We start from the raw sequence: 17,986 nt of genomic DNA on the forward strand, positions 1-17,986 counted from the left end.
AAGCTAAAAATCTCTAAAATTAAAAATAGCCAAATCCCTTTAAAAATAAGCCTTCAAACGTTAAAATTAGTCGATGAATGGTTCAATAAATTCTTAAAATCTAGATTAAATTACAACTTTTTCTTCATTAATCAGACTTTTATTTATTATAATTTTTTCTTTCCTATTTCGATTTAAAGCTTAATCCTACAAAACAAGGACAAATTTTCATTATTTTTTTGTTTAAAAATTTATTCGAAACAGATTCAAATTATGATAAAATAGTTAAAATTTGGAACTATCTCCTTAACAAAATCCAATTCAAAATTGATTACTTTTGTAAAAATTGACTTTTTTATGCAAATTGATCTTTCTAAAATAGACCCAAAATCAAATATTATAATAAAAGGAGCACAAGTACATAATTTAAAAAATGTAGATGTGGTCATTCCAAGAAACAAACTGGTTGTCATTACAGGACTTTCTGGTTCTGGAAAATCTAGTTTAGCTTTTGATACTTTATATGCCGAAGGACAGAGACGCTACGTAGAGAGTTTATCTTCTTATGCTCGTCAGTTTTTAGGTCGTTTAGACAAACCTAAAGTAGAGTATATTAAAGGCATTGCTCCTGCAATTGCTATAGAACAAAAAGTAAATACAACTAATGCTCGTTCTACTGTAGGGACATCTACAGAAATTTACGATTATATCAAACTTTTGTTTGCCAGAATCGGTCGTACTTATTCGCCAATTTCTGGACAAGAGGTTAAAAAAAACACCGTAACTGACGTTATTTCAGACGTTAAAAACCTACCTATAGACAGTAGATGGCTTTTGCTTGCTCCTATTCATCTTGAGGAAGGAAGACAATTAGAAGACAAGCTTAAAATATTACTGCAACAAGGTTTTGCCCGTATCTTAGTTGATAACGAAATGGTTCGTCTGGATGAATTTTCGGCTTCAGATTTACATCAATTTGACAATAAAGATATTTTATTGATTATTGATCGTATTGTTGTTAAAGAGGAAGAAGAATTCTATAATCGACTGGCTGATGCTGTTCAGACTGCTTTTTTCGAGGGAAAAGGCATTTGTTATTTACAAGAGTTAAATGCAGATAAAAGATTTTCTTATTCGAATAACTTTGAATTGGACGGAATCACTTTTTTAGAACCAAACGTTCATTTATTCAGTTTCAATAATCCATACGGAGCTTGTCCAGCTTGTGAAGGTTATGGAAATATTATTGGAATTGATGCTGATCTGGTTGTTCCAAATACTTCTCTATCGGTTTTTGAAAACGCCATTTATCCTTGGCGTGGTGAAAGCATGAGCTGGTACAAAGATGAATTTGTAAAACATGCCTATAAATTCGATTTTCCTATACACAAACCTTATTTTCAATTAACCGAAGAACAAAAAGATTTAATCTGGACTGGAAATCAGTACTTTCAAGGGTTAAATGATTTCTTTAGAGAATTAGAAGAAAAAAACTATAAAATACAAAACCGTGTCATGTTATCACGTTACCGTGGTAAAACGAAATGTCATGTATGCAAAGGAAAGCGTTTACGTGAAGAAGCATCTTACGTAAAAATCAACGGTAAAACAGTTTCTGATTTAGTTGATTTACCTATTAAACATTTGGTCACTTTTTTTAAAAACATTGAATTAAACGTTTACGAGCAGCAGATTGCCAAACGTTTAATGATTGAAATCAATAACCGTTTATCCTTTTTAAGTGAAGTCGGATTAGATTATCTGACTTTAAATAGAAACTCGGCAACACTTTCTGGAGGAGAATCCCAGCGTATTAATCTTGCTACTTCTTTAGGAAGCAGTCTGGTTGGATCAATGTATATTTTGGATGAACCAAGTATTGGTCTTCACCCAAAAGATTCAGAAAGACTGATTAAAGTACTGCTTTCTCTTCGCGATTTAGGAAACACCGTAATTGTTGTGGAGCACGATGAAGATATTATGAAAGCCGCTGATATGATCATTGATATTGGCCCTGAAGCTGGAACTTTTGGAGGAAAACTGGTTGCACAAGGAACTTACGATGAAATTTTAAAATCAGATTCATTAACAGCAAAATATCTTAACGGAGATTTAGAAATTTCTGTTCCTAAAAAACGAAGAAAGTTTAAAAATCATATTGACATTGTCGGCGCACGCGAAAACAACTTAAAAAATATTGATGTTACTTTTCCTTTAGATGTTTTGACCGTTGTTACTGGAGTTTCTGGAAGTGGAAAAAGTACTTTAATTAAAAAAATCTTGTTTCCTGCAATGCAGAAAAAACTGGAAAGTGCTGCCGAAAAAGCAGGACAATTCAGTGAGCTGAAAGGTTCTTTTTCTCAAATCAAACATATCGAGTACGTAGATCAAAATCCGATTGGAAGAAGTTCTCGATCTAATCCTGTAACTTACATTAAAGCATACGATGATATTAGAGATTTGTACGCAAAAGAAAAATTATCTAAAATAAGAGGCTATCAAGCTAAGCATTTCTCTTTTAATGTTGATGGGGGAAGATGTGAAACTTGTAAAGGAGAAGGCTCTATAAACGTCGAAATGGTGTTTATGGCCGATGTTTCGCTTCCATGTGAAACTTGTGGAGGAAAACGATTTAAAAAAGAGATTTTGGAGGTTACTTTTGACAATCAAAATATCAACGATGTTTTGACCATGACCATTGATGATGCTATTGCTTTCTTCGAAAAAAATAAACAGTCTAAAATCACTCAGAAGTTACAGCCTCTTCAGGATGTTGGTTTAGGATACGTTCAGTTAGGACAGTCCTCTTCTACTCTTTCTGGAGGTGAAGCACAACGTATTAAACTGGCATCGTTCCTTGTTAAGGGAGCTACAAAAGATAAAGCGTTATTTGTTTTTGATGAACCAACCACCGGGCTTCATTTTCATGACATAAAAAAACTGTTGGCTTCTTTTGATGCTTTAATCGAAAAAGGGCATTCTATTATCGTAATCGAACATAATCTTGATTTAATAAAATGTGCCGACTGGATTTTAGATCTTGGTCCAGAAGGAGGAGAAAATGGAGGACATTTACTTGCTTCAGGAACACCAGAGGATATAGTTAAAGTCAAAGAATCTGTAACGGGAGTTTATTTAAAAGATAAATTATAAAAACATAAAAAATTTTAAAGCCATAAATACAATTGATTAATTTGTACTTATGGCTTTATTATTTTATTCCTCTTTTTAATCTTTACGCTACCAAACATCTTTCCTCAAAGGGAAGACCATCTTCATCGATAGCTACTAAAATCTTTTTTTGTTTTGATGCTTCAAAGGTTAAATACAGCCAAGCAAATGACCATAAACCGAGAGTTAAACAAAAAATCATGAAATTTAAACTATGATTCACTACTTTCCCACCTTTTGATAAGACAGCGAAAAGGAATTCATCATTTCTTTCTTCCAAAGTAAATCCATTATGAACTTTATTTGATATCATATTTGAAAATACTTGCATGCTTTGTTCCTGGCTCAGATGATTGTCTTTCATAATTATTCAATGCTACAATTAATCATAAACTTTTTCTTTCACATTTTATTGCAAAATTAACCAAAATAAAAAAATAATAAAATACCTACATTCAGTGATTTTGTTAAAAATAATTCCGCAATTTTATGTAAGTAGTACTAAATTTTCATACTAAAGTTAATTTTTATCTAATTAATTACAAAATATATAAGTGTTAAAATTTATAATTTAATAACTCATTTTCAATTTCTTAACTTTTGTTCTTCAAATTAAAGGACGGAGCTTCATAATCTTCTTTTAAGTAATTAGGCGGTATTGTTGTTGTATTACCATCTCTTAAAGCATTATAATGAGGCGACATAATCTCAATACCTGCTGCATTAAAAGAATCTTGTATATTTTGATGTAATGATGAATAAATTCTCGGTTGTTTGGTAGGTTCTTTCGTATAAACATTAATCTGATAAGAAACATAAAAATCATCTAAACTAGTTTGAAGCACAAACGGCTTAGGTTCTTTTTCGGTCAACTCAGTATTCAAAGCTGCTTCTATTAAAGCCGCATAAATGTCGGTCCAAGGAACATCATAACCAATTGTTACTGTTGTATGAATTAATAAACCATTATTAGAATGTTTTGCATTTGCAGAATAATTTGTAGAGGTACTGGACAAAACTGTTGCGTTAGGAATTGTGATATCTTCAAATTTTGGAGTTCTAATTCTCGTTACCAGAGCTGTCTTTTCAACTACTTCTCCGCTTACATCACCAATTTTGATATAGTCACCAATTTTAAACGGACGCATGTAGGTAATTACCAATCCCGCCACCATATTAGCAATAGCATTTGAAGAACCAAGAGAGAATAAAACTCCGACAAATACAGAAACTCCTTTAAAAATTGGAGAATCAGAACCTGGCAGATACGGAAAAATTATGACTAGCATAAAGGCGTACATCAATAATCTGATAACATTAAAAGTAGGTAAGGCCCAATCGCTATAAAAGCCGTCAATCTTAATATTTTCTGATTTTATTTCATCAAAGAAAAATTTTATCACTTTCAATGAATATTTAAAAATGATAATAATCACAATGATTGTAAATAAGCTTGGCAGGAAACCTACAAATCCCATTAAAGCAGATTTTGCTGGCGTTAAAATCCATCTGAGAAGCGTTGTAGTATATTCTTTTGTCGCAGGAAAAATGCTGAATAAAATTGGCAGCGAGAGGTAAACAATAAGGATCAGTGTTATCAATTTTACAAAAGCAAAAAATCTTAGAAATATAAACAACTGTTTATCTGGTGACAATATTTTGACGGTGTTGTAATTTACTCCTTTAAAATATTTCTCTTTATTCTTAACTATGTATTTTTTGATTATATTAAATACTTTCCCAACCAAAAACAAAATCAATCCAATAATTAAAACTAACAAAGCGGTATATCCAAATCGCTTAGGAAGCTGTGAATAATTTTCGTTCTGGTAAATTATAGCGCTTTTAATCATCTTTAAATTGCGGTTGGCAATAAAAGATACGGTTTGATTTTCGGCTTTAGCATCAGACTCTAAAACCGACATCAACACTAAATCGTTCTTATAAACGATATCCGAAGAAACGTCGGAAGGAATAACTTTGATAGAATCCTTTTCAAAAAAAGATTCATTATAAAGTCTTTTAATTTTAGAAGAAATATACTCTGCCCGTTCTTTAGCAGGAAATGATCCTATATTATTATACACATAAAAAAGCGTGTCTTTAAAAGGACTTACAGGATAACCTTTAAGTTTCACTGTCGATGAATCGGGAATCTTCAGATTTTTGTTTTGTCCCAACACTACCGAACAAGAAAACAAAACAAGAAACAAAGCCAATAACTTAAGTAATTTTATTTTCATATCCCATTAGAAATAAATTAGTTATCCTTTCTAACAAATATAAAAACAAAAAAGCTACCTTTTTAAATTACTTTCATTTTTCCTACAAAAATGATTTAAATTTTAATCCCTATTTTCTTAAAAATAGAATCAATTACACCATTGATATCTGGTGAAATTCTAAATTTATAATTCAGATACAGATATAAAATAGTAACTAAAATCGATTTTAAAGCAATACTAATTAACTGAAAAAATGGAAACTCCCAGAAATAAAATAGTAAAAACAATGCAAAAGTTAATAGCATCGAATGGATAGTCTGTTTTGTAAAAGGATATAAATGGAGCTTTTTAACCACAAAAAGCAATTTTGCCAAGCTATATAAAGTAATAGACAAAAGTGTCGCAAAGGCTGAACCAAAAATCCCAAAAATTGGAATAAAAATCATATTTAAAATAACGGTCAAAACCACTAACATCAAGCCTAAATACAATACCATTCGGTAATATTTTGTATTAAAGATAATGGCATTATTATTCCCTAAAATCAAATCAAAATATTTTGAAAGACCAATCATAAATACTACAGAAATACCGCCGCTGTACTCTTTTGGAACCAATTCGTACAATTGATTAATATTTACAAAAATACAAAGCATTACAAAACCACCAACAATCTGCAGATTGATAGAGGTTTTTTTGTACAATTGATTCAATTCGTCATGTTTGTTGTCATGCATCAATTTAGCTGTAATTGGATACACAATTTGATGCATGGCACGGCTTGGCACAGAAATTACCAAGGCAATATAAGTAGCAACAGAATAATAAGCGATATTTTCAATCTTCATGTACTGATTCAGCATCAATTTATCTCCATCCAAAAGCAAATTGGCTACACTTCCCGACAGAATAATATAAAAAGTATACTCCATTACACTTTTTACATTTTCAGGAATTGTAATCTGAAAATTCGGTTTTTTAATATAAAAAGCATAAAACATTGTTACTAAGAAAGCCAAAAAATAAATCGCAGCCGTAACATATACAAATTCAACTAAACTAATCCAGTTAAAATACAAACCAATTAAGGCAAATGTCGAAAGCAGTCTCAATCCGACTTCTTTAATGAAATTTCCAAAAACCGAATGCATGTGGACACGAGCCCAAGCATAAAAGATTTCGAAATACGCCATACAGATTCCTATAAACGGAATCAAAAGCATAAACTCACGAACAACAGGATTTTCTTTTGAAACAAAGTCTGTTATATCATCATAGAAAAAGATTCCGATAAGACCTAAAGGAATACACATCAGAATTGGAAATAAAGCTGTAAAAGAAAGGAACTGCTCTCTTTCTTCTTCAGTTTTATACTGTGAATAAAACTTTACTAATGTATTCTGCATTCCAATTGCAAACAAAGGCATGATAACGTTTGCTGCAGAAGTAATATAATTGGTTAAAGCGTAATAAGTTGCACCAAGAAAAACAGGATAAAGATATAATGTATTTATGGCTCCGATACCAAAACCAATATATGTAATTATAGTGTTTTTAAAAGACTGATTTAAGACAATACCCATTTCTTGAGTTTAGATTGTAGAATTTAAATTTTCAATTGATTATTTCTTAATCAGTTGTGCTAATTGCTTGGTTAGATTTTTCCTGGAATATTGCTGTAAACCAATTCCGTGCGCTTGCAAATTCCCTTCCAAAAACTGATTAAAAAAGTCCAAAATTACACTTTTTAACTTGGCTTTTTCAGAATAATCAAAAAATACTCCTGTATTGGTTTGCGTCACAATATCTGCAAAGTCAGAACCCTGCGGTCCAATCGCTATTATTGGGCGATTTGAAACCATATATTCAAATAATTTTCCAGGAATAATGCTTTTAGTATCTTCAGAATTAATTTCAATTAAAAGTAAAACCTGAGACTTTCTTTGGTGTGCAACCGCTTCTTTATGAGAAACGTATCCAACTAAATTCAAATAATCATTTAATTGATGCTCTTTTATTGCATCCAATACTTCCTGGCTTACAGCTCCAATTAATTTAATTTCTAAATGAGATTTAAATTCTGGAACTTCCTGAAGCAATTCAATCAAAACTTCCCACAAAAACGGAGGATTTCTGTCTGATAAAAAAGAACCAATATGCGCCAACGTAAATTTACTGTCTAAAGTTTGTTTTTCAACAGTCTCTACATCATAACCATTTGTGATAACCGTAATTGGTTTATTGGTAATAACTTCGAACTCAGCTTTTGTTGTTTTGCTAGTTACAATAATTTCGTCAGCAGCATTTAAAACTTTATGTTCTAGGTTTTTATGCTTCTTTTCGGCGTAAGAAGACAAACGAAGCGCTTTATGATAACCAATCGTTGTCCAAGGATCACGGAAATCGGCAAACCATTTTACGTTCAATTTCTTTTGCAATTCTAAACCAATTAAATGCAAGCTGTGCGGTGGACCAGAAGTTACAATAGTATCAATATTATTCTCTTGAATATATTTTTCCAAATAAGCAACCGATGGTTTTACCCAAAAAACACGGGCATCTGGAATAAAAAGATTTCCACGTACCCAAAGGAAAGTTTTATCTAAAAAAGTCTGTTTTTTCTTCTGAGGAAAAATCCCTGAACTGATTTTCTTGGTTTTATTTTTTGAAAATATTGAAGCCAACTGGTAAGGCTCCCAAATTTTATTTTTTAGAATAGTTACTTTATCTGATATTTCACTTACCAAACCTTCATCAACAATGGGATACGTTGGATTTTCTGGAACATAAACAATTGGCTGTACATCAAATTCCGGTAGATATTTTACAAATTTCAACCAACGCTGTACTCCTGGACCACCAGCTGGTGGAAAGTAATAGGTAATTATTAAGAGTTTTTTTTGTTCCATTTAGGATTTATATTCAATTTCACAGAGATTCACAAAGTGTTCGCGAAGTTTCGCAAAAGACTTAATTACTTTTGGGCATCTTTGCGAAAGAATTTTTCGAAATAAATTCCACCAATTAAAAGCAATACCATCCCAATTGAACTAATTAAAGTAATTGTTCCTCCAGTTTTAATAACCTGAGGCTCAAATTTGAATTCTATCGTATGTTTTCCGCCTGGAATTTCCATTGCTCTTAAAACATAATCAACAGGAAAATGATCTGTCAGTTTACCATCAATATAAGCGTTCCAGCCATTTTTATAATACATTTCAGAAAAAACCGCTAAACCATCTTTTTCATTCTCTGATTTATATTTGATATAATTTGGCTTATACTCCACTACATTAATTGTTCCTGTCGCATCCCAAGGTTTCTTCAAACGAGCATTTGGGAATTTGGCTTCATGTTCATGAACATTAAAAACAGCTACTTTTTTAGTATCTAATGTGTTCAATGCTTTCATTACATCATCTGCTTTATTTACCAATTTCACAGAACTAACAAACCAAGCATTACCATTAGCATCAGGATTAATGGTTGGAATTTCTTTTCCTTCTTTATCCGTTTGGATTACATACTTAACATTTAGCATATTAAGTATTTCTAAGTTATTTTTAGCAATTTGATAATCAAATAACTGCTGCATTCTTCTTGGTTTTGCAGCATGGTAGCCTCCGATAGAACTATGAAAGAAAGAAGCTCTAGCACTAGACATATTACCACTTATCTCAAAAACTCTATAATGTGTAGTATCTTGTAAAATTTGAGCATCGGCAGCTGTTTCCTGAAAAGGAGCCGCAATTTGAACTGGGCTTACAAAATCTTTTGCCGAAACATATTTTTTATCTACAAAAAACAAATCAAAAATCATTACAATTCCAACAATGATTAAAGTTGTGGTCTGCGAGAATTTATTTTTAATAAACAACCATAAAATTCCAAAAGTTAAGACAATAAGAAAACCAGAACGCAATAAATCTGCATAATACATGGTCATTCTGTCTTCTTTAAGAGCATCTACAAAATCTGGCCCGTAAGTTTCCATAAAATACTGATCGCTTGATCCTGAAAAATGGAAGAATCCTTTTGCAATAACCAAAATCAGGATTACTCCTAACCCAAAAACTCCTGTCTGTACTAATGCTTTCTGCTGTAATTTAGGTTCATCTTTAGCCTTAAAGAAAGACTGGATTCCCATAACAGCCAACACAGGAAAACACAATTCTAAAATTACCTGAATAGAAGATACCGCTCTAAACTTATCATACATCGGTACATAATCGATAAAGAAGTCTGTCAACAAAGAGAAATTTTTTCCCCAAGAAAGTATTAATGAAAATAATGCACCTGTTATAAATGCATATTTAATTTTTCTATCGTCTATAAACAATGCTAAAACAGCCAAGAAAAACACAACAGCCCCAATATAAGCTGGAGCGGCAACAATGGGCTGATCTCCCCAATACGTAGGCATAGTAGTAGCGTATTCTTTTGCTTGAGAAGGAGAAGCTCCTTTTTCTATAAAGAAAGAATACATACGGCTGTCTGGGCCTAGATTTTCATGATTTGAACCTCCAAAAAGTCTTGGAGCAATCAAGTTAAAACTCTCCGTAATTCCATAACTGTATTCCGTAATATATTCACGGCTTAAAGCATTTTCATTTGTCTTTTTAGTTCCGTCAGGATTAAAAGTTAATTCGCTATTGCTTCGGGTACTAAATTTAGCATATTCGCTTGTTGCCAATAGGTTTCCTGCATTAGCACCAATTGCAAAAATTCCCGCTACAGCAAGAGTTCCTAACGAAATTAAAAGCGGTTTATATTCTTTATTTTTAATAAATTCAAAAGCAAAATACCCCGAAAGTATCAACAAGAAAATCAATAAATAGTAGGTCATCTGGAAGTGATTGGCATTCACTTCCAATGCCACAGCAAACATAGTGAGCAGACCTCCCCAAACATATTTCTTCTGAAAGACGAGAACAAATCCAGCAATTACCAAAGGCATATAGGCAATAGCATGTGCTTTTGCATTATGCCCCACTCCTAAAATGATGATTAAATAAGTTGAAAAACCAAAGGCAATAGCCCCAATAAAAGCTTTTAATGGATCTGTTTTTAAAACCAGTAGTAAACCATAAAAACCAAGAAAATACAAAAATAAGTAATCTGCAGGACGAGGCAGAAAACGCAGTACATCATCTATTTTACCCACAAAATCATAAGGATAATTTGCTCCAAGCTGATAAGTTGGCATACCCCCAAAAGCAGAGTTTGTCCAATAAGGTTCTGCATTCTGAGCTGCTCTAAAATCATTTTGCTCTTTTGCCATTCCAGTGTATTGAGCAATATCAGACTGGAAAATTTGTTTTCCTTGAAGAACTGGATAAAAATAAATTAATGATACAAGAATAAAGCCCAGTACAACAAGGGCATGCGGATAGAACTTATTTACTATTTTCAATTTTGGCTGGTTTGGGTTAAAATGAATCCTAAATTTTCAGGATACAAATCTAATCTATTTCTTCGTAATCAACATACTCTCCCACTTTTTTGGTTTCGCGCGGGTGTTTAGCATTAGCAGTATTAATGATTATTTCATCATTATTATTTCTGTTTGTATTTTGCCAAGTATTGCTTTGATTAAACTGCTGATTATATTGTTGTTGTCTCTGAAAATTTTCGCTTGCGTTTTCAACAGCCTTTTTTACCAAAACCGGCAAAAAGATTCTAGCCAAAAATTTAAAAATATAATAAAAGGCAATAATCCCAATAATAAATCTTAAACCTGAAAATGATGCTTCTTGCATAACTATAATTTTTTTTCAAAATTAATAAATCCGTTGTTTAAAAATAAAATATGAATCTTAAATAAATAATAAAATATGTACATTTGATATGCGTTATTATATTTTAACCCAAAAAAAATTATATGTTTAAAATTAAAAACTTACTCGCCCCGGTACTTTTTTTTCTTCCACAACTGTTTTTTGCGCAATATACTGATGTCATTAATTCCAATCGCCCAGGCGAAACTATGTCAGCTTACAGCGTTGGAAAATCTGTAATTCAAGCTGAACTTGGCTTTTATGGCATCAAAGAAAAACACGATTTATTAGATTACGATGCCAGCGGTCTTGGTACTGATTTCACGCTTAGATACGGCGCTTTTTTAGAACAATTAGAATTTATATTTGATGTACAATATCAAATGGCAAATTATGACACTCCTTACACCAGTTATAAGAGAAACAACTTTAGACAAACTGTTTTAGGTGCAAAATATCTTATTTATGATCCTTATAAAAATTATAAAAGAGAGGTTAATATTTACAGTTATAAAGCCAATCGTAATTTCCAGTGGCGCGAATTGATTCCAGCAGTTTCTGTTTTTGCAGGAGCGAATTTCGTTGGAGCTGATAATCCGTATTATTTTTCTCCTGATGGCGCCATTTCTCCTAAAGTATCTTTGATTACGCAAAACATCCTAGGAGGAGGTTCTTGGGTTTTTGTAACTAATATTATTGCAGATTATATCGGTACAGACTATCCAAGTTACGGATATGTATTAACTTTGACCCACGGCTTTAACGACAAATGGTCTGGTTTTGTTGAAAACCAAGGATATAAAAGCGACTTTTACAGCGATTCTATTATTCGAGGCGGTGCTGCTTATCTCCTTTCTGCCAATATGCAGGTTGATGCTTCGATAAGCACCAACTTTAAAAATACCCCATCTATTTTGTATGGAGGAGTTGGCGTTTCATGGCGTTACGATGGATGGTATAAAGAAAAAGTGATAGAAGCTAAAAATAACGATAGAGCTAAAAAGAATCTTGACAACGAAAAAAGCGTTGATTATCAAGAAAAAGAAAGAAGACGTAAGGCTAAATATGAATAAATTTTAACAAACAATTGCTCTTAAAAAGAGACTTTCAATACCACATTAATGATTACAATTAAAGAAGCTAAAAGCAAAAAAGAACTAACCGAATACATTAAATTTCCTTTCTCTTTATATAAGGATAATCCGTATTGGGTTCCGCCAATCATTGCAGATGAATTGGAATCTTTTGACAAAACCAAAAATCCTGCTTTTGACAATGCTGAAGCATATTTTTATCTGGCATATAGAGACAATAAAATTGTTGGTCGTATTACAGCAATCATTAATTGGTCTGAAGTTAACAATCAGCACAAAAGAAAAGTGCGTTTTGGCTGGTTTGATGTAATTGATGATATTGAAGTCACAAAAGCTCTGTTGGACAAGGTTTATGAATTGGGTAGAAAACACAATTTAGAACACGCCGAAGGTCCAATGGGATTTTCGAATCTAGACAAAGTTGGTCTTTTAACAGAAGGTTACGATCAGGTTGGAACTATGATTACTTGGTACAATCATCCGTATTATGTAACGCATTTAGAGCAATTAGGATTTCAGGTAGAGAAACAATATATCGAAAGTATATTTCCATTTTCGAATGTAAAACCTGAATTCTTCCAAAAAGCACAGGAGTTAATCAAAAAACGTTATGGCTTAAAAGCACTTAATTTTACTAAAACAAAAGACATTATGCCACATGTAGACAAAATGTTCGATTTGTTTAATGAAACCTATGCAAAACTGGCTTCGTTTGTGGCCATTTCTGACGTACAAAAAGCTTATTTCAAAAAGAAATACATCAGTTTTATCAATCCAGAATATATCAAATTTGTACTGGACAAAGATGATAATTTAGTTGCTTTTAGTATTGTAATGCCAAGTTTTGTTGAGGCCTTACAAAAAATAAAAGGGAAATTATTTCCGTTTGGTTTTTTACAGCTATTAAAAGCTAAAAAACACAGTAAAGATGTTGTTTTTTACCTTATCGGAATTCATCCTGAATACCAAAACAAAGGGGTTACAGCTATCATCTTTGATGAATACTACAAAACATTTTCTGAAAAGGGAATTCAAAACTGTATTAGAACTCCTGAGTTATTAGAAAATAATGCAATTCATTTGCTTTGGAAAAACTTTGATCCGATTATTCACTGTCAGAGAAAGACTTATTTGAAGAATCTTTAATTTATTAGTGTCCAGTGAAGTTTTTAGTAGTCAGTCACAAAACATACTTAAAGTGAATTATAATAACTTTACAATAATTATCTGTGACGAATGTAAAAGCGAATTTTATGACGACTCTTCGCCAATGAAAAATCTATGTCCTGAATGTGCACATATCTTGTATGAATATGAAAATTGTAATCATAAATTTGAAAATCAAAGATGTATTAAGTGTTGTTGGAATGGAGTTTCAAGTGAGTATATAAGTAAACTTAAATCTGAAAAGAACCTCTAAATCATAAAACAAAAAAAACCATTCGCCCCCAAACGAATGGTTTTTAACTTCATAATCACTTTCATTATTCTACTTTACAATCGACTTTTGTCAATGTATTTTTTGCATCAAATTTTAATTTGGTTTTATCTTTAAAAGAAAATTTACCGTTGGCTTCAATTACATCTCCGAAGCCTTCAATAAAAGCACCGTCTTTTTGCAGAAAAGCAACTTCTCTAATAGAAGAAACTCCTTCAGACATAAACGTATAATCGGCAATTAAAGTATCTCCTTTCATATTTCCAATTAAGCTTCCTTCATTTTTATCTTTTCCTACGATATTATAGCTTAATTTTCCGTTTACCTCTTGATGAGAATTTACATTAAAACTCATTTCTATTACACTTCCGTTTGATCTCCAAGCATAACATTGATCTCCGGCAGGTTCTACAATTTCAGCTTCTTTTGGCGGACTTGGAGTAATTTGTACTGGCTCTGTGGTAGTCGTTTCTTTTTTACAGGAAGAAAGAACGATTAAAATCAGAGTCGTTATAGTGATAACTTTTTTCATACTTGTCTTTTTTTATTTTGTTGATTATAAAATAAAGTTAGTTCAAATAAAAAAAATCCATTCTTACAAAGAATGGATTTTTTTACATAATTCCCATGTGGGAAAATTTATTTTAAAATAATTACGAAACGTCTACTGTAGTACGTTCAGCAATTTCTTTATATGTTCCGTTTGTCAATTTCTCACGAATTGCTTCAAAAGCCGTTAAAGTCTCTTCAATATCTGCTAATGTATGAGAAGCTGTCGGAATCATTCTTAATAAAATAATTCCTTTTGGAATAACAGGATATACAACGATAGAAAGGAAAATACCATAGTTTTCTCTTAAATCATTCACCATTACCATTGCTTCAGGAATACTTCCTTCTAAGTAAACTGGTGTAATACAAGTATTAGTGTCTCCAATATTGAATCCTTTTTCTTTAAGACCGTTTTGTAATGCATTTACATTTTCCCAAAGTTTGTCTTTAATTGCAGAAGATTGACGTAATAATTCTAAACGTTTCAATGAACCAATTGTTTGAATCATTGGTAAAGCTTTTGCAAACATTTGAGAACGTAAATTGTATTTCAAATAATCAATAACCGATTTATCAGCTGCTACGAAAGCACCAATATTAGCCATAGATTTTGCAAAAGTAGAAAAGTAAACATCAATCTGATTTTGAACTCCCTGCTCTTCACCTGCTCCAGCACCTGTTTTTCCAAGTGTACCAAAACCGTGCGCATCATCTACTAATAATCTGAAATTATATTTTTTCTTTAGCTCAGCAATCTCTTTTAATTTTCCTTGCTGTCCGCGCATTCCGAAAACACCTTCTGTAATGAATAAAATTCCTCCTCCAGTTTCTTCAGCCATTTTAGTAGCACGCTGCAAGTTTTTCTCCATACTTTCCAAATCATTGTGTTTGTATGTGAAACGTTTACCCATGTGTAAACGAACACCATCAATGATACAAGCATGTGAGTCAACATCATAAACGATAATGTCATTTTTAGTAACCAAAGCATCAATGATAGAAACCATTCCTTGGTAACCAAAATTCAATAAATAAGCCGATTCTTTCATTACGAATTCAGCCAACTCATTTTCTAATTGTTCGTGGTACGTAGTGTGTCCAGACATCATACGTGCTCCCATTGGATAAGCTGCTCCAAACTGAATTGCTGCATCTGTATCTGCTTTACGAACTTCTGGATGATTTGCTAAACCTAAATAATCATTTAAACTCCAGTTCAGGATGTTTTTTCCATGAAACTGCATTCTTGGTCCTAGTTCACCTTCTAATTTTGGGAAAACATAATATCCCTCAGCTTGTGAAGCCCATTTTCCTAAAGGACCTTTATTTTCTTGAATTCTTTCGAATAAATCTTTTACCATAATATTATAGTGTAGTATTTTTTAACTTAATCAGCGAGCAAAAATAATCATTATTCTTCTAAAATTCAGACTGTCATTTATTTTTATTTAAAAATATTGAACATCCTCTTTTTAATACGATTTACCTCTTATCCAAATTGTAAAAATGCTTATAACTTAAACAGAGAATTATATTTTTCTTATGATTTTTATCACAATTCTTAAACAAATTGTGAATTATCTTTGCTAAAGATTTAAGTCATGAGTGCTTTATAAGCACAAAAGACTATCAGCTTTAAATATTTTGAATTAGTAAAAAAACAAGAGAAGATTTTTAGGAACGAATCGGCTCTTGTTTTTTGTTTTTAATAAAACCATGTTCAAATTTCATCTATTCTACCTCAACAAAATCTTTTTCTAAAACTTCTGCTTTTGGAAATAATATATTATTTTCTAAATGAATGTGTTTATGAAGATCTTGTTCGAATTCTTTAAGCATTGAAAAAGTCACTCTATAAGTTGTACAGGCATCGGCTGGAGGTGTATAATTATTGGTCAATGCTGCGATTTCTCTAAAGCGTTCGCCTTCATTATCATGTTCATGCATCATCATGGCAATCGGATTTGAAACCGTACCAAAAGAAGGCTGATGCAGAATCCCATCTGATTCTTTGGTTTTTACCATTCGTTTAACAAAAGGAAATAATACCAACTCTTCTTTTTTCATATGCTGTGCCAATTCTCCCGCACAGCCAATAAACAATTCATTTATTCTGAATAATTCGGGATGATTAGCACCGTGAACCTTGCACAATTTATCTAAAAACGGAATTAAAACATTCGTTTTTTCTTCCACATAACGATGATGCGTTTTTTCAATATAATCTACCAATAAATCTAAAGGCCAGGAATTAAAATCGATACTTCCATTATTCTCAGATTGTGCTACCTGAAGAATATTTTCCAATAAAGTATCTGCATCAATATTTTGTTTTTCGCAGACTTCATTTACTGTTCGGTTTCCTTTACAGCAAAAATCGATTCTGTATTTGGAGAAAACGGCAGCTGTTCTAAAATCTTCAGCTACGAATGATCCTATTGTTTTTTCTTTTAAATTTTCCATCTTTCAAAAAATTACTTTTAATATTTAATCAACTTACTTCAATAAAAGACAATTTTGTCTTTTATTATATTTAAAAAAAACTCCAACCTCAATTTAGATTGGAGTTTTTAGTATTTATCTATTCAACAATTAAAACACCTTTCATTAGAGCAACGTGACCAGGGAAAGAACACACGAAAGGATAACTTCCTTTTTTATCAATTGTAAATTCAATTGTATCTTCTTCTCCACCTCCTAATAACTTAGTATGTGCAATAATCGAAGCTTTTTCCGATTCAGGAATATAATCTGTTGCTTTGGCATCATTTGCTTTTACTGCAAAAGCCGCTTGATCGGTTCCTTCTTTAAGAATAACCAAATTATGTCCCATCACTTCTTTAGCAATTTGACCAACATGCTTCAAAGTTAATTTGATTGGCTTTCCTGCTACCGCTTTCAGCTCGTTTACATTAAACTGCATTTGGTCATTTCCTTCAATAACTAATACATTTTCTTCTGTTGAAGTTACTGGAGCTGCTTCACCTTCTGTAGAAATTTCATTAACTTCTGTAGATTCTGCCGGCGCTGTTTCTTTTTTACCGCAAGAAGTTACTGCTAAAAATCCCATTAGCATTACCATCGAAATTTTAATCGTCTTATTCATTATTAAGTATTTAAATTATAAAATTCTATTTGTTTTGACTGAAGATTTTTAAATGAAAATCTCCTGAGTTTACACCAAGCGCCAGTTCTTCCAATGTTGTTGTTGTAAGCATTGTTAAGAGTAGTTCTCGTATTTTTTTAAATTGATTGTGTACGGGACAAGGATGAACTTCTGAGCATTCTTTCAGACCAATTCCACAGCCTTTATAAATGGAGTCACCATCAATTGCATCTACAATCTGAATCAATTTTATGGAACGCAATGCCTGATTTGAGACTTCGAAACCTCCTCCTACTCCTTTTGCCGAATGGATGATTCCACTTTTGGTCAAGATCTGCATGATTTTCGCAGTAAATGGTTCCGGCGAATCAATTTCTTTTGCCACATCTTTTATTCCAACCCTAACTCCTTCAGAAGATTTGGTTGCAATAAAAATAGAAGCTCTAATTCCATATTCACACGCTTTTGAAAACATACAATCCTTATTTTTTTTTTTACAAATGTATTCAAATCCCATATAAAAGACAAATTTATCTTTAATTAGTTTTCATAGATAAAAACCTTATTTATAATGAAACTAATTAGTGGCAAAAAAATGACTTATTCCTCCCTTTACTTTTATAAAAACCAATTTTAATTCTAAC

14 protein-coding genes are annotated in these 17,986 nt (G+C 31.9%); 3 read left to right on the forward strand and 11 right to left on the reverse strand.

Annotated elements, in window-relative coordinates; all coding sequences use genetic code 11:
* Positions 1 to 336 precede the first annotated feature (336 nt).
* Complete coding sequence (gene uvrA, locus GSY47_RS13255; RefSeq protein ID WP_219071406.1) at positions 337 to 3,132, forward strand: excinuclease ABC subunit UvrA; 2,796 nt, start codon at positions 337 to 339, stop codon at positions 3,130 to 3,132.
* An 82-nt stretch (positions 3,133 to 3,214) separates the two neighbouring features.
* Here the strand turns inward: uvrA and GSY47_RS13260 are convergent, their stop codons facing one another.
* From GSY47_RS13260 to GSY47_RS13285, 6 genes are all read right to left on the reverse strand, one after another.
* Positions 3,215 to 3,514: a hypothetical protein gene (locus tag GSY47_RS13260; RefSeq protein WP_167365388.1), complete on the reverse strand. Its 300-nt coding sequence runs from the start codon at positions 3,512 to 3,514 to the stop codon at positions 3,215 to 3,217.
* A 229-nt stretch (positions 3,515 to 3,743) separates the two neighbouring features.
* Complete coding sequence (locus tag GSY47_RS13265) at positions 3,744 to 5,393, reverse strand: mechanosensitive ion channel family protein (protein ID WP_179007569.1); 1,650 nt, start codon at positions 5,391 to 5,393, stop codon at positions 3,744 to 3,746.
* A gap of 95 nt (positions 5,394 to 5,488) precedes the next feature.
* Entirely contained in the window at positions 5,489 to 6,958 is a 1,470-nt protein-coding gene (locus GSY47_RS13270; protein WP_179007566.1) for an oligosaccharide flippase family protein, read from the reverse strand.
* Positions 6,959 to 6,997: 39 nt separating this feature from the next.
* Positions 6,998 to 8,284 carry a glycosyltransferase family 4 protein gene (locus GSY47_RS13275; RefSeq protein ID WP_179007563.1) on the reverse strand — a complete coding sequence of 429 codons (1,287 nt, stop codon included), beginning with the start codon at positions 8,282 to 8,284 and terminating at the stop codon, positions 6,998 to 7,000.
* 65 nt (positions 8,285 to 8,349) lie between these two features.
* Positions 8,350 to 10,788, reverse strand: coding sequence for a YfhO family protein (locus GSY47_RS13280; protein ID WP_179007560.1), 2,439 nt, complete (start codon positions 10,786 to 10,788; stop codon positions 8,350 to 8,352).
* A gap of 49 nt (positions 10,789 to 10,837) precedes the next feature.
* Positions 10,838 to 11,134 carry a DUF4834 family protein gene (locus GSY47_RS13285; RefSeq protein ID WP_179007557.1) on the reverse strand — a complete coding sequence of 99 codons (297 nt, stop codon included), beginning with the start codon at positions 11,132 to 11,134 and terminating at the stop codon, positions 10,838 to 10,840.
* 122 nt (positions 11,135 to 11,256) lie between these two features.
* Here GSY47_RS13285 and GSY47_RS13290 point away from each other — a divergent pair, with 122 nt between their 5' ends.
* Both GSY47_RS13290 and GSY47_RS13295 read left to right on the forward strand, forming a co-directional pair.
* The gene (locus tag GSY47_RS13290) at positions 11,257 to 12,225 is read left to right on the forward strand and encodes a transporter (protein ID WP_179007553.1); all 969 of its coding nucleotides are present in this window, start codon (positions 11,257 to 11,259) and stop codon (positions 12,223 to 12,225) included.
* Positions 12,226 to 12,273: 48 nt separating this feature from the next.
* Positions 12,274 to 13,392 carry a GTP cyclohydrolase gene (locus GSY47_RS13295; RefSeq protein WP_179007550.1) on the forward strand — a complete coding sequence of 373 codons (1,119 nt, stop codon included), beginning with the start codon at positions 12,274 to 12,276 and terminating at the stop codon, positions 13,390 to 13,392.
* 338 nt (positions 13,393 to 13,730) lie between these two features.
* On the opposite strand, the gene GSY47_RS13300 is transcribed toward GSY47_RS13295, so the two are convergent.
* The 5 genes from GSY47_RS13300 to GSY47_RS13320 all read right to left on the reverse strand — a co-directional run bounded on the left by GSY47_RS13300 (position 13,731) and on the right by GSY47_RS13320 (position 17,817).
* Entirely contained in the window at positions 13,731 to 14,216 is a 486-nt protein-coding gene (locus GSY47_RS13300; protein WP_179007547.1) for a hypothetical protein, read from the reverse strand.
* A 121-nt stretch (positions 14,217 to 14,337) separates the two neighbouring features.
* Entirely contained in the window at positions 14,338 to 15,597 is a 1,260-nt protein-coding gene (locus GSY47_RS13305; RefSeq protein WP_179007544.1) for an aminotransferase class I/II-fold pyridoxal phosphate-dependent enzyme, read from the reverse strand.
* A gap of 370 nt (positions 15,598 to 15,967) precedes the next feature.
* Positions 15,968 to 16,699, reverse strand: coding sequence for an iron-sulfur cluster repair di-iron protein (gene ric, locus GSY47_RS13310; RefSeq protein WP_179007541.1), 732 nt, complete (start codon positions 16,697 to 16,699; stop codon positions 15,968 to 15,970).
* A gap of 118 nt (positions 16,700 to 16,817) precedes the next feature.
* Complete coding sequence (locus tag GSY47_RS13315) at positions 16,818 to 17,342, reverse strand: plastocyanin/azurin family copper-binding protein (protein WP_179007538.1); 525 nt, start codon at positions 17,340 to 17,342, stop codon at positions 16,818 to 16,820.
* Positions 17,343 to 17,367: 25 nt separating this feature from the next.
* The gene (locus GSY47_RS13320; RefSeq protein WP_179007535.1) at positions 17,368 to 17,817 is read right to left on the reverse strand and encodes an RrF2 family transcriptional regulator; all 450 of its coding nucleotides are present in this window, start codon (positions 17,815 to 17,817) and stop codon (positions 17,368 to 17,370) included.
* Positions 17,818 to 17,986 lie beyond the last annotated feature (169 nt).

The sequence above is a fragment of the Flavobacterium quisquiliarum genome (assembly GCF_019308285.1).
Taxonomy (GTDB): Bacteria; Bacteroidota; Bacteroidia; order Flavobacteriales; family Flavobacteriaceae; genus Flavobacterium; species Flavobacterium quisquiliarum.